The sequence below is a fragment of the Nostoc sp. C052 genome (assembly GCF_013393905.1).
Classification (GTDB): Bacteria; Cyanobacteriota; Cyanobacteriia; order Cyanobacteriales; family Nostocaceae; genus Nostoc.
Window position 1 is genome coordinate 5,560,682 of record NZ_CP040272.1, and the last position, 16,580, is coordinate 5,577,261.

Here is a 16,580-nt window from a genome sequence, read left to right on the forward strand (position 1 = left end):
ATGAAATTAATACTTCTGGGATAATTTTGGTTGATCTAAATACTGATAAACTAGATGAGAAACTTGGCGTACAAACTCCCTTCCTCGTTCATCATCATGGGGTCTAATCACAAAAATACCTGCCAAGTAATGCTTACCATTTGGCAAACTAATAATTCCTGCATCCCCAACCAAAAATCCAATATCTCCAGTTTTATGAGCAATAGTTCCACCTTTCCCCACACCAGCCGCCAGTAATTTATTATTATGACAATGACGCAAGATATCTAAAACTTGTCCTTGACTACCCTCTGAAATCAGCTTATGTTGGTCAACCAAGGCTGACAACCGGACTAAATCTGCTGGACTAGTGGTGTTAGTGCCTTTAAAGTCTCCTAACATATTGCGAATGACTGTGTTTTTTAGTCCCCAACTGTGGAAACGCTGATTAAGTTTTGCTTTTCCGCCTAGACGATCAATAATCATGTTACTAGCAGTATTATCACTGATAGTAATCATTTTGTTAACAGTTTCTATTACGCTCAGTTTGATTCCTGCTCGTTTATACTGTAAGTCACCAGAACCACTCGCTACTAAGTCACGTCGCATTACTAGCTTTTCATCAAGTTTGATGTTCCCAGCATCTACTTGTTCAAATAAAGCAATTAAAATCGGATATTTAATAGTGCTAGCTGCTGGAAATACCTTTTCACCATCAATATTCAAATAGTTTCCTGTTTCTATATCTAAAAAAAACATTCCCGGTTTGAGAAAACTGTAATGAGCCATTAATGCTTTAACTTGAGACTTTAGCTCTGGTATTTCTTTTCCTAATGGAATAATTCCACCAAATAAAGAAGTATCGTTTGTATTATTGAAAATTTCTGGTTTATTGAGTTGAGGAAGCAACTTTTTTTGCACAATTCTGGGACTTTCAAAGCTAGCCAATAAATACTTCCAATCTCTTGTTGATTCTAGATAATTCCGAGTAGAGTCAATTTTTTGAGATTTTAATCTTGCTGCTAAACTGGGCGATGTTAGTAAAAAAATACTAAGAATAGGTAGTAAGAACCAGCGTAATCTCATTGATTTATTTCCGTGATAGCTTAATTTAATTAGAAAATTTTTTGGACAATTTGTGTAGTGTACCTTTAATCTGACAAGATTGTAGTTATATTTGTTTACAATGTCAAGATTTCAATTGATTATCTTGTTAACTAAATAATCAACAAATAATCAGAATTTTAAACTCAAGATTATGACATACTTTCTTGATAAAGATATTACAGAATTATGACGAAAGTATGTTTAATTTATCTGAATTGCACTTCCAAGCATCAACTGTGAACAATTAAGTGGGGCGGATAAGCGATCGCACTCTTGGCAATCTCTCAATAGATAGTTATACTTTCTCTGAAAGTAAGCAGATAAATAGTCTAAACTTACTATCAATAGGGTGACTGACTGTTTAAGCATTGAAGGAAGTTGACGTGATCAATAATAAGGAGAGTCTTTGGACTCCAGGTAAATTAGTTGGGCTGCTTATCTTATTATGTGGTGGCTTTAGTCTGGGTTTAATCATCTTTAGTAAAATAAATCTTTTTCAGTTTGATTCAAAACAGACTATAAATGTAAATAACGTAGCGGCAAATGTCGGAACTCAACAGCGAGTTGAGGAATTAAAGATAGCGATGCTCAAAAGCTGGCAAGGGGAAGCACAAGTAAAGGGTTTTTCTGACTCTATTCCATCAAGTTTTCAAGGTGCAATAATTGACTCAGCAAAACTCTCTCCATCTCAGAAAGTCATTGCTCTCACCTTTGATGATGGCCCGTGGCCTGAAAGTACAGCAGAAGTGTTAGATATCCTGAAAAAAAATCAGATTAAAGGGACGTTTTTTGTAGTAGGAGAGAATGTAAAAAATTATCCCAAGTTACTCAAGCAGGAAATTGCTGAAGGTCATGTTATTGGTAACCACACTTGGCATCATTGGTATCAATTCTTGAATCCCCAAGCCGCTGCTTATGAAATTGACCACACCGAAGATATTATTTTTAAAACTACAGGCTTAAAAACAAATTTATTTCGACCACCTGGAGGAGTGATGCATAATGGGGTAGTTGACTATGCTAGAAATAGTAAATACGCTATTATTATGTGGTCATCTGACTCTGTAGACTATTCCCGTCCTCCGGTTCCCAAATTAATCAGTAATATATTCAGAGAGGCAAAATCTGGTGGAATTGTGTTGATGCATGATGGTGGTGGGAATCGTTCTAGAACTGTACAAGCTTTACCAGAAATTATAGACAACTTTCGCAATCAGGGATATCGCTTTGTCACTATCCCTGAACTCTTAGAAATTCAAGATAAAAACCAAAAATTGATCGAAAATAAAAAGTAAAGTAACCTTGCTTAGGAAACTCTAAGAAATAAATTATCCAATATTGTCCAATGTTGTGGGGTGGGCATCTTGCTCGCCCAGTCCTCTTTTGAATACATTCCCAACCTGGAGGCTAGGAACGAGGCTACACATGCTTTTGAGCTTTTTTTAGTGTCATTCTGATACAGACCCAAGAGAAAATAAACGCAGTTTAAGCGTAAGCTAAAAATAAAAGACTTGGGTGCTGGTACTATGTCGATTCCAGGAATTTCGGAAGCAATAATCCGCCATAACTCCAACGCTTCATCCTACAGTCGTGGTGAAGAATATTATCGCAGGGGTGCGATCGCTGATCTCAAAAAACGCGGTAATCTGATTCAGGCAGAGATAGAGGGTAGCGAAATTACACCATATCAAGTCAGTATTCGTTTTGATGCAGGTGGAATTACCTCAGCTTGTTGTACTTGTCCTTATGATTATGATGGTTGGTGCAAACATATCGTTGCCACCTTATTAAGCTGTTCGCGTAAATCAGAAATCATTGAAGAACGTCCAACGCTAGAACAATTATTAAATCGCCTCGATCTTCTTCAAACTCAGCGATTATTACAAGAACTGGTGGAAAATAGACCAGAAATAATTGATGATATTGATGAGTTTGTCAGTTTGATAGACTTGCCAAAACCAAAAACAAAACAGCCTTCTACCCGCCAAAGCAAAATTGACACATCACCTTTTCGCTCTCATGTCAAGCGGATTTTGCGGGATGGATTGAAAGAATTAGAATATGGTTCAGAAGAAGACCCATTTACAGATGATTTGCTGGCTGTAATTGAGAAAGCGCGGGAGTTGGCAGAAAATGGAGATGGCAATAATGCGATCGCAATTCTCGAAACTATTACCGAAACTTATGCCCAAGAATGGGACGAGTTGCTAGATTATGGTGGAGACAGTTATTCCATCGCAGAACCTCTTGATAGCGCCTGGACAGAAGCAATTTTGTGTGCAGAAATGTCTCAAGGAGAAATAGTAGATTTGCAGTTGATGTTGGAATCTTGGCAAGACGAAATCAGTGCAGATTTTAGTATGAGTTTAGCAGCATTGCATCAAGGTTGGGATTACGAACCACTGCAACAAATTATGCAAGGAGATGATACCGCAGAACTTTGGGAAAATGAAAGACCAAGCTTTGCTGATGATTTAGCATTGATTCGCTTGCAAATTCTTGAACGTCAAAATCGTTATACAGAGTATTTAAATCTAGCTTTAGCAGAAGAAATGACTCTGCAATACCTAACGCAATTAGCAGCTTTGGGAAGAGTAGAAGAAGCCATGTCTGCGGCTAAAATCCTGATGGAAAGAGCAGAAGAGGGTTTTGCCCTAGCAAAAATATTGCGGGAAGATGGGTATTTGGTTGAAGCGTTAGAAATATGCCAAGCTGGTATCAGCTTAACAGGTAACTGTTTATATGAATTTGCTACTTGGACAAGTGATTTAGCCCAAGGATTAGAAGATAATGCCACTGCTTTAACTGCTAGCATCATTGCTTTTAAAATCAGACCATCTTTTCGAGACTATGGTAAAATTCAAGACTATGCAGGAGAAATTTGGTTGACACTCAAACAAGATTTGCTGCAAACACTGCGAGATCAGCCAGATTGGGGAATACGAGAAGCTCAAGTTGATATTTTCCTCCATGAAGGATTAATTGATGATGCAATTAAAACAGTAGAAAGAGATAGTTACTATGCTTCAGAACTAGTTCATCGAGTCATGGATGCAGCAGTTTCCCATAGTCCAAAGTGGGTAATTGATAACGCTCGCAGACGGGCAGAACCAATAATGGAACAAGGAAAAGCTGACCGTTATGACGCTGCGGTTAATTGGCTCAAAAAAGTAAAAGCTGCCTATCTTCAACTGGGACAAAAAGCTGAATGGTCTGCTTATCGCTCACAACTAGAAGCGGCTCATGGGCGGAAACGTAAATTAATGGAATTATTCAAAGAACTGAATAAATAATATGACTACTTTTGAGCTTAATTCCACAATACAACAAGCATTACTCGCGAAGAAATATTTCCAGCTACATCCTTCTGTACAAAAAATTATTCAGTTATTTTCGGTAATTTATGCACCGATAGACAAAAATTCATTCGTAAGTTGTCTTAGTAAAATTAACGCTTTAGATGAAAACAATAAACCTTGGGTTACTAAAACCCTCAGTTCCCAAATTGATAAATTGTTAAAAGCAGGCTTGTTAGTACAGGAAAGTAGAGTGGGTGCTGAATGTCATCCATTACTCACAGAAATTGCCACTCGTCATGCTGTACAAACTGGACATTTTGAAATCCTCGTTACAGCAGTAGAGGATAAGCTACCCATACGTACTCACTGGAACAGAGATTCTCGGATATTCTACAGTCTGCGCCAGTGTATCAGAGAAATCCGCATTGGTATTTATCGTCAAGATCCTAGTTTTATTAATCAGCAAATTGAAGATTACCAAAAGTACGCTGATAATGAAGAAAAAATAGTAATAGAAAATATCTTTGAGCAAATATACAATAATCCATTTGATGCAGATTGGTTTAACACCCTACCACAAGGATTATATGAAAGTGGTATATCAAGTATCCTCTTCAATTCAGCCTTAAAATTATCCGCTTCTGAAGATGCGTTGATGCTGCTGGAAGAAGAATGCTCTACGCCTGGAAAACATTGCTCAGATTATCTACATCTGATTTTGACAGAACAACTGTTGTTACAGGGTTGTACCCAAGAAGCACAAGAAAGTCTGGAGCGGATATCAAATGAATATCAAAATAACGCTGCGATCTTTTGGGGTTGGTTAAGTTTTCTGCGGGGTGATAATGAACAAGCCATCAAATATTATAAAGATGCCCTGAAAGCCATCAAAAAGGCTACAGGCAAACGCCAAATATATTTCAATACAATTGGGGGCTTATTTTTCATCCTCGCACTTTTAAAAGATGGTTCAGCGCAAAGCCTCAAAGAAGCAGAAGAGTATACCAATTTGATGTCCCGTCAATCAGATCATTGGCTCAGGTTCACTTATGGCAGACTGAAAATGGTACTGCAAGTCCACCAAGGTGATATTACTCAAAAACAATTTGTAGTCAGCGGTCATATTTCTTCCGTAGAAGAAGAAAATAGCTTACAAACATTGTTTTGTTCGCTATGCCTTTATTGGATGGATGCTGAGAGTGCCAAAAAACGCTTACCTAATTTATTAGAACCATTGTATCGGCGATCGCTCGCCTCCGGTTATCACTGGTTGGCAATGGAAACCGCAGAACTCCTATCCCGACTCAAACCTAGTAGTAACTATAAACAACTTGCAGAGGCACTGCGAGAAGATAGCAATATCCAAACCATCGTAGACTTAATTCGACCCCAAGAAGCTTGGGAAATGTGCCTCAATGCCCTGGCAAATCTCCAAAAAGAACCACAAACACCAGGAAAACCAGAATCGGAACTGCGTTTAGCATGGTTCATAACCTTCTATCCCAGCAGATGTGTCTTGCAACCAAAGGAACAAAAAGTTAATGCCAAAGGGGAATGGAGTAAAGGTCGCCCCATAGCCCTTAAGCGTCTAAGCAGTGCATTATCTGAGTTTGATTACATCACCCCCCAAGATATGCGGGTATGTAGTTGTATTGAGGTATATAGTGAAGGCTATTACGGCAAAGTTGATTATACCTTCGGTGAAAAAGCCATCTGTGCTTTAATTGGACACCCGTTGGTTTTTTGGGAAGATACACCTACTATCCGTGTAGAAATTGTCAAGGGAGAACCAGAACTACTGGTTAAAAAAGAAAAACAAGGTCGTCTCACCTTAGAATTTTCTCCCAAATTACCAGAATCACAAAATATTCTGCATATCAAAGAAACCCCAACCCGCATCAAAGTCATTGAAATTACTGCTGAACACAGACGCATTGCGGAGATTATTGGTAAAGATAACAAATTAAATGTACCTGCGATCGCCGAGAAGCAAGTTTTAGCAGCCATAAATGCCGTCTCTGGCATTGTTACCGTACATTCTGACATTGGTGGCGGTTCAGAAGGTGCAGAAGAAGTACCCGCCCAGACTCTACCCCATATTCACCTTTTACCTGCCAATGCCGGCTTAAAAATCAGCCTTTTATCGCGCCCCTTTGCCCAAGGTGGCCCCTACTACCGTCCTGGTACAGGTGGTGAAACTGTAATTGCCGAGATTGACGGTAAACGTCTCCAAACCAGACGAAATCTGTCTGAAGAAAAGCAACTTGCCAAAGATGCTATAGCCGCCTGCGCCACCTTGACTCGAACTGAAGAACAAGATGGTGAATGGATTATAGACGATCCAGAAGACTGTTTAGAACTGCTGCTAGAACTGCAAACGCTGGGAAATAACGTAGTCATCGAATGGCCACAAGGAGAAAAACTGCGTGTTAGCCACAATGCCGACTTAAAAGACTTTAATTTATCAATTCAACGTCAGCAAGACTGGTTTGCAGCCACTGGGGAATTGAAATTGAATAACGACCTAGTGCTGGATATGCAGCAACTACTAGAACTATTGGAGAAAACCCCCAGCCGTTTTATCCCCCTTGGTGATGGTCAATTTCTGGCTTTAACTCAAGCTTTTCGGAAACGCCTCGACGAGTTACGGATGTTTTCGGAAAAACATAGTAAAGGTATTCGTTTTCACCCATTGGCAACATTAGGGTTAGAGGATTTTGTCGATGAGGTAGGTAAGGTAAAAGCAGATAAACACTGGAAAACACATATCCAGCGTCTTAAGGAGGTGCAAAACCTCCAGCCGGAACTGCCATCTACCCTTCAAGCAGAACTACGTGACTACCAAATGGAGGGTTTTTGTTGGCTAGCGCGACTAGCACATTGGGGTGTGGGTGCTTGTTTAGCAGACCAAATGGGACTCGGTAAGACCTTGCAAGCATTGGCGGTCATTCTCAGAAATGCCCATGAGGGGCCAACCCTAATTATTGCCCCCACTTCCGTGTGTATGAATTGGGTGAGTGAAGCCCAGAAGTTTGCCCCGACTCTCAATATTATTCAATTTTCTGGTGCTAACCGCCAAAAATTATTGGATGGGTTACAACCTTTAGATATGTTGGTATGCAGTTATGGTTTATTACAGCAAGAAGAAGTAGCGCAAATGCTTTCTCAGGTACAGTGGCAAACAATTGTCCTAGATGAAGCCCAGGCGATTAAAAATATGACCACTAAACGTTCTCAGGCAGCTATGAACCTAAAATCTAATTTTAAGTTGCTGACTACTGGGACTCCCATTGAGAATCACCTGGGTGAGTTGTGGAATTTGTTCCGCTTTATTAATCCTGGGTTATTAGGTTCTTTTGAAAGCTTCAATCAACGCTTTGCTACCCCCATCGAAAAATATCAGGATAAACTTGCACGTAATAAACTCAAAAAACTTATTCAACCATTTTTGTTGCGGCGCACAAAAAATCAAGTATTAGAAGAGTTGCCATCTCGTACCGAAATTCTCCTTCATGTAGAGTTAAGTAAAGAGGAAAAGGCATTCTATGAAGCATTACGCCGTCAAGCCATATCTAAACTCACCGAAAGTGATGCCGAGGCAGGAAAAAAACATTTGCAGGTTTTAGCTGAGATTATGAAACTGCGTCGCGCTTGCTGTAATCCTAGTTTGGTGATGCCTGGTACTGAATTACCCAGTTCTAAGTTGCAACTTTTTGGTGAAGTACTGGGTGAACTGCTGGAAAATCGTCATAAAGCGTTGGTATTTAGTCAGTTTGTTGACCATTTGCACATCATCCGCGATTACCTCGAACAGCAAGGTATTAGTTATCAATATCTAGATGGCAGCACTTCCGTGGCAGAGCGCAAAAAACGGGTCGATGCGTTCCAAGCTGGTTCAGGGGATGTATTTCTCATTAGTCTCAAAGCAGGGGGTACAGGACTTAATCTGACTGCGGCTGATTATGTCATCCATACAGACCCTTGGTGGAATCCCGCAGTAGAAGACCAAGCCTCAGACCGCGCCCATCGCATTGGGCAACAACGCCCGGTGACGATTTACCGCTTGGTAGCAAAGGATACTATCGAAGAAAAAATTGTGGAATTGCATCACCACAAGCGAGATTTGGCAGATAGCCTGTTGGAAGGTACCGAGATGAGTGGCAAGATATCAACGGAAGCCTTGTTACAGTTGATTAGTGAAGGTTAAGCTGTCAAAGAAGAGGAAAAGGGGCAGGGAGCAGGGAGCAGGGGGAGAAATAGAAGCAGGGGAAGAGTTTTGCCTCCCCTGCTTATCCGAGCAATATTAACACGTAGGGCATTGCTCATTGGTGTCAACTTAAGCTGGAAATAGCTTATCTGTTGGCTTCCATGCCCGCCCGGAAATAAATTAATGAGTAATAAGTAATGAGTAATGAGTAATACCCATTACTTATTACTTATTACTTCAAAAATAAATTCCCGGTGGACAAGCGGTTTTGCCTTAAGTTGACACCAATGGCCATTGCTGTGTCCCTACGGGTGTACCTAACACTTGTTGGGAAACGGTTATCTATAATCTTGACTTTGAATACTCCCTAAACGAGCAGCGTCACGAATGTTATACTCAGGTCGAGTAAAGCGATTTAGCTGCATTTCAAAAAAATCGCGATTGGCTTGCAAATGTTTGGGATTTTGGTCATCTAAAGGATATAAAAGTGCCGTTCGCAAGGCTTGAATTACGGCAGAAGTGACACAGTACATCGACCGTTGAAAGCTAACTCCCAACTGAATCAACATATCTTCTTCACCCCGGCAATGTTGGCTGTAGTAATCAACAAGATAGGGTGGCAAAAAATGCAACATATCTTGCATTAATAATGTCGGGGGAATGCCAGCAGTACCCACCGGAAACACATCAGCGTAAAGAATGCCATAGTGAAAGTCTTTTTGGTCTTCTGGTACTTGACGCGCTTGAGCATTATAAGATTTTGTCCCCCGGAAGGGTGCGGTGCGGTAAAAAACTGCTTCTACATAAGGTAATGCGGCTTCATATAGCCACATGAAACCCTTGGATTTAGGGACAATTTCGTAGCATTCGCCACGAATATAAACGTGATGGTAAATCGGACGACCTGCGATCGCAAATATACCATTAACTATGAAGCTCATCGCCTCTGGGACACTGCTAATGCTACCTTCGTCATAGCGATCGGACATTTCAAAGAATACTGGGGCCATGATTTCCCAGAATAAGCCCAGATTAGCGTAGTATGACATCTGGCGGCACTGTTCCAAAAACAAATCGGGGAACAGCTTGTAAAGTCCCAGCATGACGGGGTTTCCTTGGAAGTAAGCTTTGATTGCCCTGTCGGCGTTGGCTTTGTATTCTTCTGAATCTAAGTAAGGGTCAAATTGTCCACCCATCCCTCTGTGCCACAACATCGCCCGCATACAAGCTTCAGCAAATTCCATGTTAATGCGATCGTGGAACAAGTGATGCAACAACTTTGGCATTTTGAAAGTTTCACCCTTCTCAATAAATGCCAAAAGTTCGGGATGTGCAGTAGCCTCACCGCGCCAAATTCGTAAATCGGCATCATCACCAGCGTAATGATTATGCAGTTCTAAATACTCTTTGGGCAAGAAGTATTTAAAGAATGGTAACGGGTTTAAAAATTCGCGTTCGGCAATGTAAAGTAGGTCACGCCAGTAAAAATCCATCGGTACAGCATAAGCCTTATATAACCCGATGATTTGCATTAAATTTTCTGGGGTATCGGGTAACATTGCACCCCCAGCTTCTAAGCGGTGAATGACTTCGGCAAATTCGTGATTAGAAGGAGGTAATTTAATTGCTGTTTTAATTGCTGTCATGGTAATCGTAAATTGGTAGAGATGCGATAAATTGCGTCTGGGGGATGGATTTTGAGGGGTGATTTATCGTGTGAGTGGGAAAGATTTTAAGACGCGATAAATCGCCGTTTCTACAAGTGTTTTGATGTATTTTTATTTCAGGGCGACTTCAGAGATTACGGTTTTTTCTAAGGAGGGAATTGCAGCCACCATCGTTGTAGTTGTAGATTCACTCCAACGGACTAACCAAGTGGGTTGTACTCCCAAAAAGATGATAAAAGCTGCCAAAATTAAAGCTGGTATTTTCTCAGACCAAAGAACTTTGGGATAGTAGGCTAAGTTATCGAGTCTGCCAAAACAGGTGCGGTTGAGGAGAATGACAAAATAAACTGCGGTTAATCCACTAGCGACTACACACAAAATTGTTGGGATAGGAAAGATAGAAAAACTACCTTGAAAGACGATGAATTCAGCAATGAATCCTGTTAAACCGGGAATACCTGCGCTAGCCATCCCACTTAAAACTAGTAAGGCGCTAATTAGAGGTAAACCGCGTATGGGACTCATTAAACCATTGAGTTTATCTAACTCGCGGGTACCAACTTTGGCTTCTACAACTCCTACTAAGTGGAAGAGAATGGCTAAAATAATGCCGTGGCTGAACATTTGGGCGACTGCACCAACCAGTGCTAAGGGAGTACTAGCAGCACCAGCTAGCAAGATATAGCCCATGTGACCGACGGAACTGTATGCTACCATGCGCTTGATGTCTTTTTGAGCGATCGCAACTACTGCCCCATAGATGGCGCTAATTGCTCCCCAAATTGCCAAAGTCGGTGCAATAATACTCCAAGCGTGGGGAAACATACCCAACCCAAATCGCAGCAATCCATAAGTTCCCAGTTTTGCTAACACGCCACCGAGAAGAATGGCAATTGGTGCTGAAGCCTCAACATAAGCATCAGGTAGCCAAGTATGGAAGGGAATTAAGGGAATTTTAATCCCAAAACCTAATACTATTCCTGCTAGTAAAAGTATTTGTTTTGCTGTTGACAGATTTTCTGTAGAGACTGCATCAAAAGCAAAATTGGTAGAACCACTCAGCCACACCATGCCTAAGAATGTCGCCAGAATTAATGCTCCCGATACAGCAGTATAAATCAGGAATTTCATTCCAGCATAACCCCGTTTTGCTCCTCCCCAAATGGAAATTAGTAAGTAGAAGGGGATTAATTCTAGTTCGTAGAATAGGAAGAATAGCAGCAGATTTTCAGCAAGGAAAGCACCTGCAACTCCACCACTAACTAATAAAATCAGCGAGTAGAACAGCCGTGGGCGTTCAGTTTCTTTACTACTGCTGTAAATAGAAATCCAGGTAAGGAGGCTATTTAACACCAACATCAAGATGGAAAGTCCATCAACACCTAATTGATAGCTCAAGCCAAGGGTTTCATTCCAAGGCAAATACTCTTTAAATTGCATTCCTGGATTGCTAATATCAAATTTTAGCAGAATTAAAAGGTTCCAGAAGAGAACTATGCCTGAAAAAATTAATGCTGTTAAACGAATGCGGTTTTTGGGGATACTTACGGGTAATATTGCGATCAGAGCGGCAGCTAAAATTGGCAGCCAAATCAAAACACTTAACATGGTAATTTTGTCCTTTGTTCTTTGTTTTTTGTCCTTTATGACTCAATACGTTTGGGTTGTTGGTCTTTGAAGAAGACGCGATGAATCGCGTCTCTACATGAGGGCTTTGGATTGATGTGAATACTCTTAGGCAATGACCAATGACAAAAGACAAAAATACTAGGCTACTATACTGATTTTGCCAGTGTCTAAATCGTAATAAGCTCCAACTATTTTCAGTTTTTCTTCTTCTATTAACTTAGATAAAACCGGCGATGCTTTCAATTTTTTAACTTGCGTCAAAATATTTGCTTTACAAGCATTTTCTAACCTATCTCCTGATTGTCCTTTTGAGCTTTCTACACTTGGTTTAATTGCCTCAAGTAAACTTCCAATTTGCCCTGGGACTTCAGCACCTTTGAGGGCAGCATCTACTGCACCACATCTTTCATGTCCTACGACCACAATGACTTTAGAGCCTAATACTAAGCTGCCAAATTCTAGGCTACCTATTTCTTCCGCTGTGGCAATATTACCAGCTACACGACAGACAAATAAATCTCCAAGTCCTTGGTCAAAGACAATCTCGGAAGGGACTCGTGAATCTGCACAACCGAGAATGGAGGCAAAGGGCTTTTGACCTTTAGCAACTTCGACTAAACGCGAATGACTTTGGTGAGGGTTTTTACGTTTTATTTTGACAAATCTTTCATTACCTTCTAATAACTCTTGCAATGCTTTATCGGGGGTAATATCATCTTCTGCTGAGGCTTTTTCGGGTGCAAGTAAGTTTGAGCCAAGTCCGGCTGTCAATACACCTGTGCCAATAGCACCTGCACCAAATTTGAATAAACTTCTTCTAGAAAGATTTGTTTGGGGATGTTGTATGCTCATGGAATTATTCTCACAATATTAAACTGTTAACTTTGAGACGCGATAAATCGCCGTCTCTACAAGTGTTTTGGGCTGATCTGAACTGTGTTGACTGCTATCCAATTGTCGAAATTTGAAAAACCAGATTTAAAAAGTGTATTCCCCAAAATGGCCAAGTTACCCACATTCCTAAAAGACTTACTCCTACAAGAACAGTGAGTGCATAAAACTGGGTTTGTCCAGAGGTGCTGTATTTGAGACCTTCGCCACCTAATAGGGAAAATAAACCAACGAAATTAACGATGCCATCGACTACGAAGCGGTCAATCATATCGGCAAGTTGGGAAATTTTGGCAACGCTGAAAATAATCGTCATTCGATAGATATTGGGGGTATAAAAATCGTATGCGATTAAGTCTTGTAAACCCTTCCAAGGCAGGCGAATCGGTTTGGGAATATTGCTGAAATAAATCACACCAGTGATACTGCAACCGAAAATACTTGACCAATTTAAAAGTAGTGCGACATCTTTATTTAGGCTTGCCCAATCTGGTAAAAGTGATAAATTTTGTAAGATGAAAGGAAGATGTAGATTAAAGCCAAGTAGAATCATCATTGGCAGAATCATCGGCCAGTGAGCTTCAGGCGATCGCTCTGTCATTTGTGTAGCTTTACCACCAAAAAGTAAAGCGAATTCTCTGGTTAAACTCACGGCTGTCAAAGCATTTACCCCGATTATTACTCCCACTAACCAAGGTTGAGTTTCCCACAGCCCATCTGCTAATTCCATCAGCGCCCAAAAGCTACCCAGTGGTGGACAACCAATTAATCCCAAACTGCCGACAATAAAGGCGATTCCTGAAATCGGGCGACGCTTCCACAGTCCACCAAGTTGGGTTACGTCTTGGGTGATGCTATTCCAGATAATTCCGCCCGTACTCATTACCAATAGTGCTGCGGATATGGCGTGAGTGAGAACTAACAACAGGGCTGCTTCGTTTTGTTGTACTCCCACGGCGATGAATACTAAACCCATGTATGCACTGACAGAATAGGATTGACAGCGTTTCATATCGATTTGAGCGATCGCAATTAACGATGCACCAAGCGCCGTCACTGCACCAATCCCTACCATTGCTGAGGAAACTATGGGTGAGAGGCTTAACACAGGTTGCAGTTTAATCAACACCCATGCACCACTCGCAACTACTACCGAGTTCCGCAAAATCGTACTGGGAACAGGGCCTTCCATCGCCTCATCCAACCACAGATGCAACGGGAACTGGGCACATTTACCCATCGGGCCGGCAATTAAAGCTAAACTCACCAATCCAATTACTGTTGGGTTGACATTGGCTGTACTCGCCCACTCGGCTAATTCTGTGTAATTCCAAGTCCCAGCTAGAGGCCATAACCCCAACACACCCATCAGCAAGAATAAGTCTCCCACCCGCTTGGTTAAGAAAGCATCTCTTGCACCTGTAACTACCAACGGCTGACTAAACCATAGGCCGACTAATAGGTAAGTTCCCAGCGTCAGGACTTCCAAAATTACATAGCTGAAGAACAAATTATTACACAGAACAAGGGCGCAAAGTCCCGCTTCAAATAATCCCAATAAGGAATAGAAGCGTCCCCAACCCCAATCCATTTCCATGTAGCCAATAGCATAAATCTGCGCCAGCAAATTCAACCCAGTGATTACGACTAAAGCGCCGACACTGATGGAAGAAATTTCCAAAGCGATAGTCAAGTCTAAACCAGCCGTAGATAACCAAGGAATAAATACTTCTTGGGCTGGGTGATTCCAAGTTGCTTGTAAAGCGATCGCACTATGCACAAACGCCAAAAATGTCATCACCAAGTTTACATAACCCGCCGGTCTTGGCCCCGTTTTCCGAATGATCCCCGGCGACCAAGGCACGGCTAACAAGCCACCGATTAAGGCATAGCACGGAACTAGCCAAACAGTCTCTAGTAGAAACTGAGCCATTAACTCACCTCTATATTTTCATCAAAAATTACGGGTTTTAAATCAACTGGTGTTGATCCCAGTTAATCCAGCGATTGCAAATAATGCAAATTTATCTTTATTTAATTTTGTTAGGAACAGCTTACCGTTATATCTGTCCAAATGGAATTACTTGAGCTAATTAAATTTGAGATAATTACTCTAATTAATTCTTATATAATCAACCATTTGATTAATGAATAATAGCTATTAGTATTTATCTATGTATTGAGTAAGGGATGAATCAATAGTTATCATTCGCTTTATCAATTGAGATAAATACACCTCTCCCCAAAGCATCGGCTACGGTATATAGAACCCATTTGACAGGTCATCGCTGGTATCTTTTTCTTCAATCAACCACGCTGTACTGAACTCAAAAGTTTGTTGATGTGCCTTCACCCAGGCTTCTATTGCACACAACAGATGATCCACCTGGGTGTTAATAGCAACATGCTTAAGGGACTTCCAGAAATTAAATTATTCAATTTTGAGAGAGAAGACGACCGTTAGATTCTTCCTCCTCTCCCTCCCCTGCGTCCCCTGCTCACCGAAACGATGGGATATTTTTTTAGTTGGAAGTCTCTAATTGCCCATAGCTCAACCCCTGGTAGTTTCCATACAGCAGGTTCAAGTTTTTGTCTAGGGGTTTAGCTATCTTCATTTGAAGATTTTATACAGATGTAATTAGTTAAAATCTTATTCCCAGTTGCCCGTTAAAGCCACGAATAGAATTGTAACCAGCACCAACAAAAACGTGATCTGTAGCACCTACCTGAACGCCACCTGAAACTGCAACACCTTTATCCTCTGAATAAAGTCCAACTCCTATATAGGGTGAAATTACAGGCAAACTGATAAATTTCAAAACATCTACTCCTGTAGCACCATCAGGGCCAGTTCCGACCTCAACCCCAAAATTTAAAGCTCTAGCTCCGACAGCATAAGTTATATCACCATCTTTTCCACCCACTGAAACCCAAGGTTGTGGTATGAGTTGAGCCGATGCTTTACCTGGAGCAAATAAAGCTAACAAACTTATGGATGTAAGTAATATTTTAGTGATAACCGCTATTTTCACGTTCTTCTCCTCCACTAACTGGTACATCTTAATCAGTACTGAGTGCTGAGTGCTGAGTTAGGAGTTAAAAATTTATTATTCTCCTTCTGCTTCCTCTGCTTCCCCTACTTCCCCTACCCCCTGCCTTATCCCAATGACAAATATTGACGCCCATCTACTTAACTCTATTCAAAAGTAGATACATCTCGCAGCAAATTCGGAATTTCCCCTTGAGATATAGGAAACTCTAGTAAGGTTTCTCTAAGACCCAAATACCCAGATTCAGCAAACGACAAAAGCATTCGTGAAAGCGCTAGCCAAACTTCCGGTTCATATTCCCAATCACGATAACGCGAAGCTTGACCAGCAATTGAACGTAGCGCCCAAAAATAAGAGTTCCGCACTACCGAACCACCCTTCTTAAACTCTGGTAAATCTTCGTGGTGGATCAAAAGTATTTTATTTTCAATTCTGGCTCGCATAGCAATTTTGGATTTTGGATTTTGGATTTTAGATTAAAAGTAAGTTTTAAGTACTTGGCAAGTGTTGAGCGTATATAGGATTCGTATTTGATTGCGTGAAACAACTCAGTACACGTCTATTCCCTCCCTACGTAAGTAAGTTCAGTGATCAAATTGGATTCCTATAGTATCGTAGGCACTTGGCGATCGCCATTGGTGTCAACTTCAGCTAAAACTCCTTTAAAACCTCGTTTCTAGCCAGCCAGACTCCTGGTGGATCTGCCGCCAGCAAGCGAGGCGGAGCCTCAATGATGAGCATTCCCAGTCGG

10 protein-coding genes are annotated in these 16,580 nt (G+C 41.0%); 3 read left to right on the forward strand and 7 right to left on the reverse strand.

Annotated elements, in window-relative coordinates; genetic code table 11:
• Positions 1-6: 6 nt before the first annotated feature.
• Positions 7-1,065, reverse strand: coding sequence for a serine hydrolase (locus tag FD723_RS22955; protein WP_179067428.1), 1,059 nt, complete (start codon positions 1,063-1,065; stop codon positions 7-9).
• Positions 1,066-1,469: 404 nt separating this feature from the next.
• On the opposite strand from FD723_RS22955, the gene FD723_RS22960 reads away from it, so the two are divergent.
• From FD723_RS22960 to FD723_RS22970, 3 genes are all read left to right on the forward strand, one after another.
• Complete coding sequence (locus FD723_RS22960; RefSeq protein ID WP_179067429.1) at positions 1,470-2,381, forward strand: polysaccharide deacetylase family protein; 912 nt, start codon at positions 1,470-1,472, stop codon at positions 2,379-2,381.
• Positions 2,382-2,612: 231 nt separating this feature from the next.
• Entirely contained in the window at positions 2,613-4,379 is a 1,767-nt protein-coding gene (locus FD723_RS22965) for an SWIM zinc finger domain-containing protein (RefSeq protein WP_179067430.1), read from the forward strand.
• A gap of 1 nt (position 4,380) precedes the next feature.
• The gene (locus FD723_RS22970) at positions 4,381-8,592 is read left to right on the forward strand and encodes a DEAD/DEAH box helicase (protein WP_179067431.1); all 4,212 of its coding nucleotides are present in this window, start codon (positions 4,381-4,383) and stop codon (positions 8,590-8,592) included.
• 338 nt (positions 8,593-8,930) lie between these two features.
• Here FD723_RS22970 and FD723_RS22975 read toward each other — a convergent pair whose 3' ends face one another.
• The 6 genes from FD723_RS22975 to FD723_RS23000 form a co-directional block, all read right to left on the reverse strand.
• Positions 8,931-10,238 carry a CO2 hydration protein gene (locus FD723_RS22975; protein ID WP_179067432.1) on the reverse strand — a complete coding sequence of 436 codons (1,308 nt, stop codon included), beginning with the start codon at positions 10,236-10,238 and terminating at the stop codon, positions 8,931-8,933.
• 132 nt (positions 10,239-10,370) lie between these two features.
• On the reverse strand, positions 10,371-11,867 hold the full coding sequence (locus FD723_RS22980) for an NADH-quinone oxidoreductase subunit M (protein WP_179067433.1): 1,497 nt from the start codon (positions 11,865-11,867) through the stop codon (positions 10,371-10,373).
• Between the two features lie 159 nt (positions 11,868-12,026).
• Complete coding sequence (locus FD723_RS22985; protein ID WP_179067434.1) at positions 12,027-12,740, reverse strand: carbonic anhydrase; 714 nt, start codon at positions 12,738-12,740, stop codon at positions 12,027-12,029.
• A 94-nt stretch (positions 12,741-12,834) separates the two neighbouring features.
• Entirely contained in the window at positions 12,835-14,712 is a 1,878-nt protein-coding gene (locus tag FD723_RS22990; RefSeq protein ID WP_179067435.1) for an NAD(P)H-quinone oxidoreductase subunit F, read from the reverse strand.
• A 709-nt stretch (positions 14,713-15,421) separates the two neighbouring features.
• Positions 15,422-15,811, reverse strand: a complete 390-nt coding sequence (locus FD723_RS22995) for a hypothetical protein (RefSeq protein ID WP_179067436.1) — start codon at positions 15,809-15,811, stop codon at positions 15,422-15,424.
• A gap of 164 nt (positions 15,812-15,975) precedes the next feature.
• Positions 15,976-16,272, reverse strand: coding sequence for a hypothetical protein (locus tag FD723_RS23000; protein WP_179067437.1), 297 nt, complete (start codon positions 16,270-16,272; stop codon positions 15,976-15,978).
• Positions 16,273-16,580 lie beyond the last annotated feature (308 nt).